This window comes from Microbacterium sp. M, assembly GCF_045181065.1.
GTDB lineage: Bacteria > Actinomycetota > Actinomycetes > Actinomycetales > Microbacteriaceae > Microbacterium.
The window spans coordinates 1,893,649-1,909,149 of sequence record NZ_CP173721.1; the positions used below are offsets into that span (position 1 = coordinate 1,893,649).

Sequence of the window (15,501 nt, forward strand, 5' to 3'; positions counted from 1 at the left end):
CGGACGCACGAGATTCGAGGACTCCGTGCCCTGCTTCGGTAGCGTGGGAGCGTGACCACATTTTCTGCTCGCGATGTCCTGATCGCCCAACTCGTGAAGCGCGATCCGGTTCGTACGGAGGCGGACATCCAGGCTGACATTTATGGACTGCTGACCGTCGGCGAGCTGAACATCGGCACCGACCAGGCGCACATGGAATCTCCGTCTGCAGACGGCACCCGCCGACGTATCGATGTCGAAGTCGGGCAGTTGGCTATCGAGGTCAAGAAGGACCTGCGCAACCAGACAGTGCGGGCTGATGGTGAGTCTCAGCTCGAGGGGTACATCACAACGCGAACCGAGCAGTCAGGCGCACACTATTCCGGTGTACTCACTGACGGAGTTCTGTGGTTGCTGTTCAACGTTGGTGCCGAGGGACGTCGGCTCGTCGCTGAACTGGACATGACGGGCAAGGAACCGCCTGTTCTCGTGGGATGGCTTGAAGCTGTCTTGTCGACGCAGACGCAAGTAAAGCCCACCCCGGCCGAGATCGTCCGGCGACTCGGAGCGACCTCTCCGGCCCACCTCGTCGACGTCGCCGCGTTCCGAGACCTCTATCAAGCGAATGCTGGCGACACGGAGGTCTCACTCAAGCGCGAACTATGGGCGAAGCTACTTCGCACCGCTTTCGGGTCCGCGTTCGAAGACGACGAGACCCTCTTCATCAATCACACACTGCTCGTTCTCACTGCAGAGATCATCGCTCATGCGGCTCTCGGGTTCGACGTGAGCGCAAAAGGCGGGATTAGCGCGAAGCAGCTCAGCCTGGGTACCGAGTTCTCGAACGCGCAGATCGTCGGTGTCGTTCAAGCGGACTTCTTCGACTGGCTTCTCGATGTCGACGGTGGCGAGGAGCTCATTTCAAACGTTGCTCGACGGATAGCCCAGTTCAATTGGGATCACGTCGAACACGACGTGCTGAAGCTCCTCTACGAATCGGTCATTGACACGCGCGACCGAAAGGCATTGGGTGAGTACTACACGCCCGACTGGCTGGCTCAAGCAATCGTCGACGCCAACGTGGACGACCCCCTGGCTCAACGCGTTGCGGACGTGGCATGCGGCTCGGGCACCTTTCTGTTCCACGCCATTCGCCGCTACCTCGCCGCTGCGGACCAAGCCGGCATGTCGAACGGCGACGCGATCAGCGGCGTGACGTCGCACGTCACAGGTATGGACGTTCACCCAGTCGCGGTCACCATTGCCCGCGTCACGTACCTGCTCGCCATCGGTGCAGAACGCCTTACCGCCGATGACCGTGGGCCGCTGGTCGTGCCCGTCTACCTCGGCGACTCCCTGCAGTGGGAGCAGCAGGCGGACATCTTCGCGTCCGAAGAGCAACTCACCATCGCAACGTCCGGAGCCGACCTTGTGGAGGCTGGTGCAGCACTCTTCCATGACGATCTCGTCTTCCCGAAGTCGGTTCTCCAGGACGCGGCAAACTTCGATCGACTCGTCAACGCGATGTCAGACAAGGCATCGGACGCAAGTAATCGGACGAGTAAGACCATAATCTCGACGACGCTTCGTCAGTTCGGTATCCCCGAGCGGGACATGGACGTTCTCGTCGCCACGTACGACACCATGCGCAGGCTGCACGCCGATGGACGCGACAGCATCTGGGGGTACTACGTCCGCAATCTCGTTCGTCCTACATGGCTGTCCGCGGACGACAACAAGGTCGATATCCTCGTCGGCAACCCGCCCTGGCTCCGATACGGGGCGATGACCGGCCCCATGCAGACGCGCTTCACCGCCATGCTCAAAGCGCGCGGCCTCATCACGGGCAGAGCCGGCGCCACCGGCAGGGACCTCGCCCCGTTATTCGTTGTGCGGGCCACAGAGCTATACCTTCGGGCAGGTGGCAGGTTCGCGATGATCGTTCCCCACGGCATTCTCACCCGACAGCCCCACGCTGAGTTCCGGACCGGTCGCTGGGGGAGCACGATTCTCGACCTACGCGTGCAGTTCGACCGCGCATGGGATCTACAGAAGGCGGCGACCGGATTCCCCAATCACGCAGCCGTCGTCGTCGGAAACCGCGGGACAACCTCCAAGGCAATGACCGCAGAGGTCGAGGCATGGTCAACGACGGGAGCGAAGTCAAACGTCACCTGGGACGAAATGCTCCCGCGTCTGACACGAAACGTGATCACGGTCGGGGTCACGAGCGAAGAGGACGCAGCAGCCACATTCTCGACTTATCGGAAGAGGTTCCGTCAGGGGGCAGTGCTCGCTCCTCGAATGCTGACGTTCGTCGAGGAACGAAAGTCGAGCCCGCTAGGAGCTGGCGCTGGACGTGTCCCAGTCGTCTCACGGAAGACGAACCAGGACAAGCTGCCGTGGAAGTTGCTGCCGCCGATCTCAGACGTCGTTGAGAAGACCTTTGTTCGTCCTGTTCATCTCGGCGAGACCACGCTCCCGTTCCGGACTACAGCTCCGCTGAAGGCCGTGCTACCGATCTCACCGAAAACCGGGAAGCTTCTCTCCTCCGGCGAGATCGCTGAGCATGAAGGCCTCTCAAGCTGGTGGGCTACGGCGGAAGTCCTTTGGAACGCCAATAAATCGAGGAACGACCCGGGGTCATTCCTCGATCGCGTTGACTACATTGGCCAGCTCTCCGCACAGCTCCCTTCCGCGAGTCAGCGCGTCGTCTATACGAAGGCCGGTAACGCTATAACTGCCGCACGGGTCGATGATGCCAATGTGATCATCGACCACAAGCTGTACTGGGCGGCCACGAGTACCGTTGACGAGGCACGTTACCTCGTCGGGATTCTCAACTCCGCAGCTGTGCTCGAGCGCGTCAAGCCATTCATGGCGGTCGGCCTCTTCGGCCCCCGAGACATTGACAAGAACGTCTTCCGCGCTTTGATCCAGCCATACGACGCGAGCAACGAATCCCACCTCGCGCTCGTAAGGGCGGTTGCTGAAGCGGAAGGTGCTGCGAGCGAGGTCGATGTCAGCGGGGCGAAGACGTTCCAGGCGGCGCGCAAGCTCATCAGGGCGGAGCTCACGCAGAAGGCGATCCTTCCAAAGATCGAGGCACTCGTTCTCGACGTTGTGCCCACGGTCGCTACATAGCGTGACGGTGCCAGCATCAAGTCATCAGCGGCTGCCCTACACATGCCAAACGTTCAGCGATTTGGTAACCACTAGTGCAATACAACCCAGACGTGGTCCAGTCGAATCGGGGCTCCCGAGGCCCGGGGGTGAGATGATCGCAATCTCTCGCTGTGGGTACTGGTGGTTTCCGGGATGAGTTCGTGTCCTGCGCCCATGAGCGCGTGCGCGGTCACGAAGCCGTTGATTCGTGGCTCGATTCCTGCGGTGCTCGATTCCTGCACGTACCCGATCATCATGCCCCAGTCCTCTGCGGCCCCGTATCGCTCGTTCACGAACCGCACCATGCCGTCGTCGACGTAAGCGCGGCAGTGTGCGGCGGTGTCGGTGAGACGCTTAGCTTCAAGAAGCACACCGGTCTCACGGACATGGATGCGTATATCTGGACGCTTTGCCGTTGTGACGGATGCGGTTCCCGCCAGCATCCCAGGCGTGAGAAGAACGTTCTCGAGTACGACCTCGAGCGTGTAGAAGCGCCGATCTGCGCGGCGCGCTTCTAAGAGCCACCGATATAACTGGCCGCTACAGTTGCTCTCCAGATGGTTGAAAGTGTGCCAACCGTTGCTTGCCCACCGTGCGAGCGCATCGTCTAACAAAGCGCCGACCAGTTCAGGGAGATGTTGCGCGGCACGGTTGTGGATGAGCTCGTTGGCTCGACCCAGCACCCGGCCGAGTCCCTTGCTAAGCACGACCGTCTCGCATGCGCGCGTGCTCGCTTCTCAGGAGCGCGTCAAACACATCAGCGGCATCAACTGGGGCAGAACTGACCATCCAGTTCGCGCGACGGTTTGGCTTGATGATATGGACTCTGTTCTCGTCGAGAATCACCGCCTGTGGCTCGACTATTGTCGCCGATGACAGGGCTTCATCGAGGACTGCGGAGTCCTTGAGCAGGCTGTGGACAGTAAACCGGGAGTCAGGCCCTGGAGAATCGATGGACTCACTGTGCTCGCAGGTCATACGTGCGAACCCGCCAGACGCCTCGGCCAGATGGACATTCCATTCGCCCAACTCGAGGTCATCCATGCTTCGCTTTAGTGCGCCGACATAAGTGGCGAACGCGACTTCATCCGGCTCGTCGTAGGCCCGTGCTTTCGGGCCTTCTTGCAACTCGGACAGCCTGATCGTCAAGGCATCCGTGATGAGCTGGCGCTCGCCTGCGGTCAGCTTGTAGACCTCTTCCTCGACGATCCGGTTGAGCGCATCGCGCCAAGCGTCTCCTGCCGCGCTTTCCACAAGTTCGCTGAGCTTTGTCTCTACTTGGAAACTGAGGTCTGGTATCGGCAGACTCAGCCACTCTTGTTTATGTAATTGTTCACGCTCCACACCCCACGAGCTGGAAGTCATTAGATACCAGTATGTCGCGACCGATGAATTGAGGACCGCGGACACCGCCCGCAGCCTAGAGGCGTCCTCATAGGGGCCGGCCAGCGCGAATAGTCCGTCGGTGAAAACGGCGTCGTAGGGGATGAACGCAGCCATCGGCGTTTTGCTGAAACCTTTCCGCATCAGAACATGCGGCGCAAGATAGATCGCCCGCTCGCGAGGGCGGTGCATCACTGGCGCGGTGAGCGGAGCGCCGAGCGAGCCCTCATCCGGAGCGGCCATTGCCACAAGGGATTTCGTGGCGAGGGTCGGTAGGTCATGGAGATGCGACGCATCGTTCTTGTCTCGGGTTTTCGCCAGCTGGTATCCGGCGCCCATCCGCCACCTGCGTGTGTTGGCTTGGGTGTCAAGCGTCTCGAAGGTCTCTCGGAGGTACGACACGAGGTCAACATCCTGAGGCCCACCCCAGAGGAGCGTTTTCCAGATAGATGGGTTCATCTGCGCTCGTAAACGAGATATACGCCGGATGTTCTGTTGGGGAATCGCGATGCCATCGATGATTTCCGAGATCGGCGTTCGGCGTGGAGACACGTGCAGCAGCTGCTCGTCGGCGGAACCGACATCCGCGCCGAACACCACCACTACGGCGGGGCTCGTGGCGCCGAAGAGCTCCATACGAAGCGGCGACAGGTCGATGACCGTTTGCACGTCCAGTTCACGGAAGAACGACAGCCGGAATCGGTCGGCGGAACCGCCGCCGTTGTGCAGGACGGTCTTCGACGGGAGGACCAGCCCGGCGACTCCGCCGGAACTGAGCATCTCTGAAGCCTTCCAAATGAACGGGACGGCGATCTGTTGGTCTGGCGTTTCGCGCTGGGAGTCCTTCAAATACTTGCGTGCCGCAGGTGTGAGCTCGCTCTTCCAGGGTGGGTTGCCAACGATTACGTCGAACTTGTGCTCGCTAAGCATGTTGGTCTCGAAGAAGTCAGAGACGATCAAGTTCGTGCCGACCAGGTTCGGTAACTTTACTGTTCGCCAGATCGTGCGCGGGTCGACATGTTCGAGGAGAGCAAGGTACAGGCCGAAAGCGGTGACGCCGATGGCGTCTGCGTTACGGTCGATGCCGAAGACGGACTCCTTGAGCATGGTGCTGAGTTCGTCGTAGTTCGGCGTCCTCTGCGTGATTGTCCTGTGCTGGTGTACGAGCCTGCGGAATGTCTCGGTCAGGAAAATCCCGCTGCCACACGCGGGGTCGAGTACCGTCGGCGTGGACGTTTCGGTGAACGACGGAAGCAACTCGTCCAGGACGAGATCCACAATTCGCCGCGGTGTGTAGTAGGCAGCATCGTCCTTCTGTTGAGGGGCGAGGAGTTGCTCGTAGATTGAACTAATGAGTTCAGGTGGGATGATTGCGAAGTCGAAGTCCCACAGAGGGACTTGGCCTGTCGCAGGGTCGGCGCCGTGAAAGAAGCCTGCGAGGACACGCATCGCCTCGTCGGGAAGCGCTCGAGTAAGGACATCCCGCCGAAAGACATCGCCATTGAAGTGATCGGCCATCACGTCGAACAACGTAGAAACCGCGTTCCATCCATTCGCGAGTGCTGCTTCGAGAGATTCGGGCTGGCCGAGTTCGCGCAGGTCCTGAGGCTCGAGGATATGGCGATCCTCAAGGTACCGCACGAAAATAGAGCGACCGAGCAAGGGCTCGATCTCCTGTTCGTAGACACCGGCCGCCAGCAATTGAGAGCGTACTGCGTGGAGGTTTCGCAGTAGGAGATGGTCGACACGGTTGTGCGCGTCCAGCTGTTTTCCGCGGTGCTGGGCGAGCCTTCCTGACTCCACACTGAACCGTGTGAAATCGGCGAAGACGGTAGCGATCGCCTCGCCGTGGTGCGCCTCGGCAAGCAGTGCCGCGCCGGGACTCCCTGATGTCTGCGCAGTATTGCAGCTGAGGGCCAGGACTTCGTTCGATGTCGTCGCGATCAGGACCGGCACTCGGCCGTAATTCCACAGACGGCGATGAGCCTGCAGGGCGTCGTCGCGAGATTCTGCGGCAACGAAGGCGACAACCGGAACAGCGCCCTTGAAGAATGCCGCATCAACCCCACACTTCTGCTGAAGGTCGTTCCAGACCATGCTGCGCACACCCGGATCGACAGACTCGTCGACATACCCTCGCGAATCGCGGTAACCGAGAGTCGCGATGAGGTCATCGAGTATCGCTTGGACTGTCACGATCACCTCCTGCAGGGTGCTCCCAGCTTACGGTTGGCCACCGACGACGCTCGGTAGTTGGCTGGGAGTGGCGAACCACGTCCCCGGCGCGAAACTCCGTCAGCAGCTTTCGGCATTCGGTAGCCCCGTGTGCGAGATGCTCCGTTCGAGCATCAGCGTCGACGTGACGACACACCGGATGGGCGTTCCCTCAGCCACAACGATTACGTGATTACGCGGCCGCCGGTGTGGCTACGGGCCGCGAAGTTCGCTCGAGGCTCGTCAAGTCCACCTGGATGCTTCGGGGGCCGACGTATCGAGCATCGAGGTATCGGTCAGAAATCCAGCGGCGAATCGTCTTTGGGTGCTTGCCGAGCTCGACGGCGGCTTCCTGAATCGTCACCCATCGAGGTGCGGCAACTTCGTCCTGATACTTCTTGTGTCCACTCATATACCCTCTATGCGCGGTGTCACTCCGAAGTGGTACCGCGCGAATCCAAGAACTCCGCGAACGCGGCAAGAAGCTCGGCCTGCGGCATCTGTGTCTCCGTCAACTTGGGCTTCTGGGCTTCTTCAACGGCTGGCGCGGCCGGTGCCGTCTTCCCGCCAGCCGAGGCCACGTGGTCGGCACTCATCCGACCGACGAGTTCAAGGTCACGTTCCGCGCCGACCTGTTGGTACATCATCGCCACCGTGACGTCGTTGTGCCCGTGGCGCTCCATCACCTCCATCATCGTTGCGCCGACCTGCGCATATGCGGTGGCACTTTTGTGCCGAAGCCCATGGAACGGCACATCCGCGCGGAGCGCCGCTTTCCTCGCTGCATCCCAGTGACGCCAGAGCGTCGAGTGTGCAAGGTGACGGGTCGGATCCTTCACAGCCCTGAACAGCAGCGCGTCAGCATCTGGACCCACGAAATTCTCTAGGTGGTGAATGATGTGCTCGTTCGCATGCGGAGGCAAAATCACCCGCCTCTCGCCCGCGGCTGACTTCGTCGGGCCTACGATGTACCCGTCCTCGCCCAGGGTCTGGTCCGACCGAAGATTGTCCTTGATGAACTGCAACTCCTTCTTGGCGACGTAGGTCACAGCACGCTCGATGTGGAACGAGATGACGGCGGCACCGCGGTCATCGCGCTTGATGGTTACGTCCTTGCGGCGCAGTTCCCGAAGCTCTTCGCTGCGGAGCCCAATCCACGCACCAATCACCACGGCGGCGCGATACGCCTCCTCGCAGGCTGTGACCATGACGTCCAGTTGCTGGCCGCTCACGAGCGCATCCTTGATGCGCTTCCGCCTGTTCTGCTTCGCGCGATGGGAGTAAATTACGCTGCCACCGCTCACCCTGCACGGGTTCTCCGTGACTGAGGGGAGCTTCTTGTCTGCGACGGCGGCCGTGAGCAACGACTTGATGTAGGAGTACGACTTTTCCAACAGCGCGAGATTGTCCGTCTTTCGCTGACGGTCGTACCAAGCTGCGATCTCGTCCTCGGTGATGGAAGAGAGCTTACGTCCGTGGAACTCCCTCAGTTCGCGTTCGGTGTACTGCAAGTACTCGCCTTGCGTGCGCGCGGCAAGCGGCTGACCGTCCGTGTGGCGATGGGTAAGGATGTGATTGCGCGAGTACACCTCGAAGGTGGGTTCTGCGTCCAGCGCTGCGGCCGCAGCGTGCGCCTCTCGCGTTCTGAGTGTCGTCTTGTCGAGTGGCGAGTCGGCGGTCCACCGACCGGCTGTGATTTCGGCTTCCTGACCGACCAGCCAGCGGTCCGCATCGCCTTTGGTCCGGTACGTCGTCGGAGCGTAGTGCCGGGTGGAGTCCGGGGCGATGTACGACGCCTGGTACCTCCCGGACCTCATCTTGACGATGCTCCCAAACCTTCGGCGTGCTGCCATGTCCGTCCTCCTCTTGGATGTTCACCACCTCTATGCGCGGTGGCGGATCTCAAGCTTGCACGTTCCATGCACGTTTAGCGGTGGGATTTGGAGTTCCGTCGTGTCCACTCGTGTCTCAACGCTGTTTGCCGCGAAGGTCCGGAATCTCGGGGCAGAACGGCCCACAAGTGGACATTGGGGGACAGGAGTACACACGCCTAAACGCCCTGGACACTCTTTCGATCCCAGTATCGCGCACAGACAAAAACCCCGGTCCGACCGGGGTTTTTTCGTATCCGGGGCCCGGAGATCATCGCCCGTAATCCTCGGCCGCCTCGTCCACGACCCGTTTCGTGAACTCGTCGGTGAGACGTCGTGTCATCTCCTGACGGCGGACGGCGTCCTCGGCCGTCGTCGTCTCGGTCGTCCAGAGCTTGGCGAGACGAGCCTCCAGATCGCTCATCTGGCTGCGCATCTCCTGGTCGGCGCGTTCCTGCGCCTCCTCCGCCGCGTTCCGGAGGACGCGCGCCGCGGTGTCGACGATCCGACGTTCGAGCAGTACGACCACCCCGATCAGAAGAAGGGTCGTGCCGACTCCGCCGAGCACGCCGGAGACGTAAGCGGCTTTGTTCGCGTCCGGTGCCAGTGACATGCCTGCCAGGATGCCGAGCAGCCCGAGCAGGATGCAGGCGACGAACCAGCCCCACCTGATGCGGACTCGCGTTGGATTCTGTTCGCTCACTGCTCCAGCGTAAATCGCCCGCACGCCGCGGGGGAGTGTGATGGTGCGGGCCACGACCGCCCGATCCGACGGATTCGTCCCCCTTTCGGCCTACAGACATCCCGCCGCATATCGGCAAGGCTGGTTTGTAGATTCACGAGGGGGAGTGACATGGCCGGAGAAGGCTTGATGATCGGGTACGCGCTGCTGGGCTGCGGCATCGTAGGAGCGGTACTGGCGACTGTGCAGGCCGTGCTGGCGAAGGGGCGCGCGAGCCAGGACAACCGTACGCCCCGATGAGGGAGCAGACGGCCCTGATCCTCGGTGGGATTCTCTCGCTGTGCGTGGCTGTCGTCGGTTCCGTCACCTCCTGGTCCACGGTCCAATCGGGTGGCGCGGACGGCGTCGCCTACCTCGTCGTCAACGCCGGTCTGTGCGCGCTCGGCATCAGTCTTCTCGTGCTCGGATGGCGACGTCGACGGCGTGAGCCCTCGATCACCTCTGATGAGAACGATGGCGGCCCATCCACGTCGTCGCATGAGCCACGGCATCCCGCAATGAGAAAAGGCGACTCGTAGACGCGCCGACCCGTCCGACGGACACCGTATCGATCGCCTCGAAGTCGGCCCCGATCTGCTCGAAGTCCTCGTCGTCCAGCGCGACATCCGTCCACGTTCGCCATACGCGTGCGCCGGTGCCGTCCAGTACTGCACCGGCGACGTGTTCCTCAGGCGGGTCGTTCTGACGGTATTCCGCCAAGTGCATGGCCGTACAGCTGTCGTATCCGACGCCGAGCAGCAGTACGACGGCATCCATCGTCTCCAGCGCCCCCAGAGGCGAGTCGGCCCCGAGGGAGCAGGCGAGCGGATGCCGGGCCACGACGTCGAGCGCCCGTGCGCCGACCGCGGCGAAGGACGTCTGCGGATGGCCGCTCCGCACGGCGTCAGGCCAGGTCCGAACCTGTTCGGCGATCGCACCCATGCCGCGACTCGGGGTGACGGCCGGGTCGAACGCGGGCATCTCTTCGCGGATGATCTGCCACCACGATTCGGGGACGGCCGGGTGAGCCCATGTCGCCGGGTCGGTGTTGTCACTGGTCTGAGTCGGCACGACGAGCGTCCCGGAAGGCCCCAGGACATCCAGCAGAGCCATGATCACGGCCTGGCTTCCGCCGCAGACCCATCCGAGCGAGCGCAACGAGCTGTGCACGAGCACCGTCCGTCCCGGGCGGAGGCCGAGCCCTTGCAGATCCTCGGCCAGCGAGCCGCGGGTCTGCAGAGTCCGGGTATCCATTCCGGAAGTCAATCGTCCGGCGCGGCGAGGGTCAATACGGCGAGTAATCTTGAGTCCGACCCCTATGGAGTGCTCTGTGCCTGAAAACGCCCGGCCGCAAGACGGCTTCGCCCTGTTCACCGACCGATCCGTCGTCGCGATGCGCGTCAACGGCACGCTCAAGGACCTCGCCGCCACGGTGACGGATGCCGACGAGGTCGAACCCGTCACGATCGACAGCCCTGATGGGCTGAACATCCTGCGCCACTCCACCGCGCATGTCCTCGCGCAGGCGGTGCAGCGTCTCCGGCCGGAGGCGAACCTCGGCATCGGTCCCTTCATCACGGACGGGTTCTACTACGACTTCGGCGTCGAGACGCCGTTCACCCCCGAAGAACTGAAGGCGATCTCGAAGGAGATGCAGCGCATCATCCGCGAGGGCCAGCGCTTCACCCGTCGGGTCGTCTCGGTCGACGAGGCACGTGCCGAACTCGCCGACGAACCCTTCAAGCTCGAGCTGGTCGAGCTCGCAGGGGGCCCCGGCTCCGGTGCGGATGCCGCGGAAGGCGCCTCCGTGGAAGTCGGCGCCGGCGAGCTCACGATCTACGACAACGTCACCCGCGACGGCGAAGTGGCCTGGAAGGACCTCTGCCGCGGCCCGCACGTCCCGAGCACTCGCATGGTCGGCAACGGCTGGGATCTGACCCGCGTGGCGGCCGCCTACTGGCGCGGCAGCGAGAAGAACCCGCAACTCCAGCGCATCTACGGCACCGCGTGGCCGTCCAAGGACGAACTGCGCGCCTACCAGGAGCGTCTCGCCGAGGCCGAACGCCGCGACCACCGCAAGCTCGGTTCGGAGATGGACCTGTTCTCGTTCCCCGACGAGATCGGCTCTGGCCTGGCGGTGTTCCACCCCAAGGGCGGAATCATCCGCTACGAGATCGAGGAGAACCTCCGCCGTCACCTGCTGCGCAATGGGTACGACGTGGTCAACAGCCCGCACATCACGAAGAAGGATCTGTTCCAGACATCTGGACACCTTCAGACCTATGCGGACGGCATGTTCCCTCCGATGCACCTGGACGAGCTGCGCGACGAGGACGGCAACGTTACCCGTCAGGGCCAGGACTACTACCTCAAGCCCATGAACTGCCCGTTCCACAACCTGATCTACCGCTCGCGCGGTCGCTCCTACCGTGAGCTGCCGCTGCGGCTGGCAGAGTTCGGCACCGTGTACCGCTACGAGAAGAGCGGGACGCTGTCGGGACTCACCCGCGTACGGGGACTGACCCAGGACGACGCGCACATCTACGTCGCCAAGGACCAGGTCAAGGAAGAGCTCACCACCAACCTCAACCTCGTCCTCGAGCTGCTGCGCGACTACGGCCTGAACGACTTCTACCTCGAACTGTCCACGAACGAGGAGGGCAACCCGAAGTTCCTCGGGGAGCCCGCACAGTGGACCGAGGCGATCGAGACGCTGCGCGAGGTCGCTGAGGCATCCGGCCTCGAGCTCGTCTCGGACCCGGGAGGCGCGGCGTTCTACGGTCCGAAGATCTCCGTGCAGGCCCGCGATGCGATCGGCCGGACCTGGCAGATGTCGACCATCCAGCTCGATTTCAACCAGCCGGAGCGCTTCGAACTCGAATACACCGGCCCCGACGGGCAGAAGCACCGACCGGTGATGATCCACCGTGCGCTGCTCGGATCGGTCGAACGCTTCTTCGCGATCCTCCTGGAGCACTATGCGGGAGATTTCCCGTTGTGGCTCGCCCCGACACAGGTCGTCGGCGTCCCCGTGGCGGAGCAGTACGCCGACTATCTCGGCGACGTCGTCGCGCAACTGCGCGCGGTCGGCGTCCGGGCCGATGTCGATCACTCCGACGACCGCATGCAGAAGAAGATCCGCAACCACACCACCGCGAAGGTGCCGCTGATCCTCATCGCCGGAGAACAGGACAGTGCCGCAGGTACCGTGTCGTTCCGGTTCCGAGACGGCACGCAGGAGAACGGTGTGCCGGTGGCGGATGCCGTGGCTCGCATCCGTACGGCGATCGCAGCGCACTCCCTTGTCCTGAAGGCAGGGGATCTGGCGTGACCGGCCAGGACCCGGCACCCGGTGCGGCGGTGTTCCCCGAGGACGCCGCGCACCTGGCCGGTGTCCCGGACGAGTTCCAGCGGCTGTGGACCCCGCACCGGATGGCGTACATCCAGGCGGGCCCCGAGCCGCTGCGCGAGGAGTGCCCGTTCTGCGAGGCGCCCAAGCATGCGGACGAGGAACGCCTGATCGTCGCCCGCGGCCGTACCGCATACGTGCTGTTGAACCTGTTCCCGTACAACTCGGGCCACCTGCTCGTCTGCCCGTACCGGCACATCGCGACGTACGACCAGGCGACGCCGGAGGAGGTCGCCGAGATCGGTGCTTTGACGCAGACCGGGATGCGCGTGCTCCGCGACGTCTCGAACTGCGATGGCTTCAACCTCGGGATGAATCAGGGCGCCGTCGCCGGTGCCGGCATCGACGCGCACCTGCACCAGCACATCGTTCCGCGGTGGAGCTCCGACGCGAACTTCTTCCCGATCATCGCGAAGACGAAGGCGCTGCCGCAGTTGCTCGGCGAGGTGCGCCACGCGGTCGCCGGCGCCTGGCCCAGCGCGTAGCGGTCACCGGACCTGGCGCGCAGTGAACTGCATACGCGGGTTCGCGTAGTACTCCTGCGACTCGATGAGCTGCAGCTCCCGCTCGCCCGAATCCAGCGTCGCCTGCAGCAGATCGAACACGCTCGAGACCGTGCGCTCGAGAGCGAGCTTCGCATCACGGGTGGCGACGTAGTGCGCGGTGAACAGGGCGGCGGTCACATCGCCGGACCCGTTCGCCTTCATCGGCAGGTGCGGGGTGGCGACCAACCAGGCGCCCTTGTCGTCGACAGCGAGCATCTCGATCGTGCCCTCATCGCGGTCCGGGCGCTCGACGCTGGTCACGAGCACGATCGAGGGGCCCATCGCGCGCGCAGCATCGACCGAGGCGAGGGTCGACTCGAGCGTCGAGGGCTCAGTGCGCGTGAGATAGCCCAGTTCGAACTGGTTCGGTGTGATGATGTCGGCCACGGGCACCACGCGATCGCGCAGCAGTTCGGGGATGGCCGGCGCGACGAAGCATCCGCTCTTCGCATTGCCCATCACCGGATCGCAGGCGTACAGCGCGGCCGGATTGGCGGCCTTCACGCGGGCGACCGCGTCGATGATGACGTCGCCGATGCCCTCGCCGCCCTGATAACCGGACAGCACGGCATCCACCTGCGCGAAGGCGCCGCGCTCCTCGATGCCGGTGATGACCTCACGCACGTCCGACGGATCGATGAGCGGCCCGCGCCAGGCGCCATAGCCGGTGTGGTTGGAGAAGTTCACGGTGTACACCGGCAGCACATCGACGCCGATGCGCTGCAGGGGGAACACGGCTGCGGAGTTGCCGACGTGGCCGTATGCGACGGCGGACTGGATCGACAGGATCTTCATGGTGTTCTTCTTTCGTGCTCAACGGGTGGCGGAGACGAGATCGGCGAGCAGCGCATCGCTTTCCTCGTCGGTGAGATCGTGGACGGTGAGTCGCAGATGGTGAGACGGTACGGCTCGATCGGCGAGCCGGAAGGCGTCTCCGGTGCGGACCAGCCAGCCACGACGCATCATGCGCTCCGAGACGACGGATGCCGGCTCGGGCAGCTCGACCCACAGGTTCATGCCGTCGCCCTGCGTCGCATGCAGTCCGTGCGCACGGAGCCTGTCGGCGAAGGCGCCGTTGCGCTCCGCGTAGTGCGCGCCCGCCGCGGCGATCTGCGCCTGAACGGTCTCGTCTGTGACGAGCCCGAGGACCAGGCGCTGCAGCAGATGACTGACCCAGGTCGTCCCGGGGCTGAGCCGCTCCGCGAGTCGGGCGGCCGTCTCTGGATCGGTCGCGGCCACGGCCAGGCACATGTCCGGCCCAAGGAACTTCGACACGCTGCGGATCAGGGCGAAGCGGCGGTGCTCCGCGGTGATGAGCGACTCGTACGGATGCGGCGAGAGCATCGAGAAGTGGTCGTCCTCGATGAGCAGCACGTAGGGGTGGTCGGCGAGAACGGCACGCAGCGCCGCCGCACGCTCGGGTGTCAGCCGCGCACCGGTCGGATTCTGGGCTCGAGGAGTGCAGATCACGGCGCGCACTCCGGCATCCAGGGCGGCACGGAGACCGGCGACCGTCATGCCCTCGTCGTCGACCGGCACCGGGACGGCCCGGTAGCCGCCGAGACGGACGGTGTGGATGCTGGCGAGGAAGCACGGGTCTTCGAGCGCCACCGCGTCATCGCGGGTCAGCGCCTGAGCGAGCAGTCGCTCCACGGCATCCACCGCGCCGCTGGTGATGGTGATGCGGAAATCGGCGGTCGGCAGGGCGGAACCCACCCAGTCCCGCGCCCAGGTCTCGAGACCGGGGTCTATCACGGGCTCGCCGTACAGCACCGGCCGCCCGCCGAAGCCGGCCAGCACGGGGGAGGGGTCGGGGATGAGAGCCGGGTCGGGGTTGCCGGTGCCGACGTCGCGCAGCACGGTATCGGGGGCGTACCCGTCCTGTGCGGCCGGAGTGCGGCCGGTGATCACCGTGCCCGCTCTGCCTCGAGTCTGCACGAGGCCCGCCTGGACGAGCTGACGGTATGCCGCGACGGCGGTGTTGCGATTGACGCCGAGGCGTTCGGCGAGTTCTCGAACCGGGGGCAGCAGGTCGCCGGTGCGCAGGATGCCGCGGTCGCGCAGTCCGCGCACGCTGGCGGCGATCTCGGCCGCCGTGGTGCCGGTGATCTGCTCGTTCGTGTCAGTCATCGAAACACGAGTCTAGTTCGTCCTGCGACAGTGCTAGGTTTTGGCATAGATCAAATGGATCTTTGACCTTGATGAAGGGAAACC

Annotated in this window: 11 protein-coding genes; 4 read left to right on the forward strand and 7 right to left on the reverse strand. The window is 63.7% G+C overall.

Features of this window, described 5'->3' with window-relative positions; all coding sequences use genetic code 11:
• Positions 1 to 51: 51 nt before the first annotated feature.
• Entirely contained in the window at positions 52 to 3,123 is a 3,072-nt protein-coding gene (locus tag ACI7YT_RS09120) for an N-6 DNA methylase (RefSeq protein WP_406250363.1), read from the forward strand.
• 71 nt (positions 3,124 to 3,194) lie between these two features.
• Here the strand turns inward: ACI7YT_RS09120 and ACI7YT_RS09125 are convergent, their stop codons facing one another.
• The 4 genes from ACI7YT_RS09125 to ACI7YT_RS09140 all read right to left on the reverse strand — a co-directional run bounded on the left by ACI7YT_RS09125 (position 3,195) and on the right by ACI7YT_RS09140 (position 9,315).
• Positions 3,195 to 3,851: a hypothetical protein gene (locus tag ACI7YT_RS09125; protein WP_406250364.1), complete on the reverse strand. Its 657-nt coding sequence runs from the start codon at positions 3,849 to 3,851 to the stop codon at positions 3,195 to 3,197.
• A complete protein-coding gene (locus ACI7YT_RS09130; protein ID WP_406250366.1) occupies positions 3,844 to 6,723 on the reverse strand; it encodes a class I SAM-dependent DNA methyltransferase in 2,880 nt (959 codons plus the stop codon). The genes ACI7YT_RS09125 and ACI7YT_RS09130 overlap by 8 nt, the downstream gene beginning before the upstream one ends.
• A 449-nt stretch (positions 6,724 to 7,172) precedes the next feature.
• Entirely contained in the window at positions 7,173 to 8,594 is a 1,422-nt protein-coding gene (locus tag ACI7YT_RS09135) for a tyrosine-type recombinase/integrase (RefSeq protein ID WP_406250368.1), read from the reverse strand.
• 289 nt (positions 8,595 to 8,883) lie between these two features.
• Positions 8,884 to 9,315 carry a hypothetical protein gene (locus ACI7YT_RS09140; RefSeq protein WP_406250369.1) on the reverse strand — a complete coding sequence of 144 codons (432 nt, stop codon included), beginning with the start codon at positions 9,313 to 9,315 and terminating at the stop codon, positions 8,884 to 8,886.
• Between the two features lie 150 nt (positions 9,316 to 9,465).
• On the opposite strand from ACI7YT_RS09140, the gene ACI7YT_RS09145 reads away from it, so the two are divergent.
• A complete protein-coding gene (locus ACI7YT_RS09145) occupies positions 9,466 to 9,594 on the forward strand; it encodes a hypothetical protein (RefSeq protein WP_406250370.1) in 129 nt (42 codons plus the stop codon).
• 195 nt (positions 9,595 to 9,789) lie between these two features.
• On the opposite strand, the gene ACI7YT_RS09150 is transcribed toward ACI7YT_RS09145, so the two are convergent.
• Positions 9,790 to 10,587, reverse strand: coding sequence for an aminoglycoside N(3)-acetyltransferase (locus tag ACI7YT_RS09150; RefSeq protein ID WP_406250371.1), 798 nt, complete (start codon positions 10,585 to 10,587; stop codon positions 9,790 to 9,792).
• Between the two features lie 64 nt (positions 10,588 to 10,651).
• Between ACI7YT_RS09150 and thrS the strand changes: the two genes are divergently transcribed.
• Positions 10,652 to 12,664: a threonine--tRNA ligase gene (gene thrS / locus ACI7YT_RS09155; protein ID WP_406250542.1), complete on the forward strand. Its 2,013-nt coding sequence runs from the start codon at positions 10,652 to 10,654 to the stop codon at positions 12,662 to 12,664.
• Entirely contained in the window at positions 12,661 to 13,227 is a 567-nt protein-coding gene (locus ACI7YT_RS09160) for an HIT family protein (RefSeq protein ID WP_406250372.1), read from the forward strand. Before thrS ends, ACI7YT_RS09160 begins: the two co-directional genes overlap by 4 nt.
• 3 nt (positions 13,228 to 13,230) lie before the next feature.
• On the opposite strand, the gene pdxY is transcribed toward ACI7YT_RS09160, so the two are convergent.
• On the reverse strand, positions 13,231 to 14,082 hold the full coding sequence (pdxY, locus tag ACI7YT_RS09165) for a pyridoxal kinase PdxY (RefSeq protein ID WP_406250373.1): 852 nt from the start codon (positions 14,080 to 14,082) through the stop codon (positions 13,231 to 13,233).
• A gap of 18 nt (positions 14,083 to 14,100) precedes the next feature.
• Complete coding sequence (locus tag ACI7YT_RS09170) at positions 14,101 to 15,417, reverse strand: aminotransferase class I/II-fold pyridoxal phosphate-dependent enzyme (RefSeq protein WP_406250375.1); 1,317 nt, start codon at positions 15,415 to 15,417, stop codon at positions 14,101 to 14,103.
• Positions 15,418 to 15,501: the final 84 nt, after the last annotated feature.

What these genes read in the sequence shown, in the direction of transcription:
- ACI7YT_RS09135 (WP_406250368.1), bottom strand. Translation starts at nt 8,594, where the DNA reads ATGGCAGCACGCCGAAGGTTTGGGAGCATCGTCAAGATGAGGTCCGGG.
- ACI7YT_RS09145 (WP_406250370.1), top strand. Translation starts at nt 9,466, where the DNA reads ATGGCCGGAGAAGGCTTGATGATCGGGTACGCGCTGCTGGGCTGCGGC.
- ACI7YT_RS09150 (WP_406250371.1), bottom strand. Translation starts at nt 10,587, where the DNA reads ATGGATACCCGGACTCTGCAGACCCGCGGCTCGCTGGCCGAGGATCTG.
- thrS (WP_406250542.1), top strand. Translation starts at nt 10,652, where the DNA reads ATGGAGTGCTCTGTGCCTGAAAACGCCCGGCCGCAAGACGGCTTCGCC.
- pdxY (WP_406250373.1), bottom strand. Translation starts at nt 14,082, where the DNA reads ATGAAGATCCTGTCGATCCAGTCCGCCGTCGCATACGGCCACGTCGGC.
- ACI7YT_RS09170 (WP_406250375.1), bottom strand. Translation starts at nt 15,417, where the DNA reads ATGACTGACACGAACGAGCAGATCACCGGCACCACGGCGGCCGAGATC.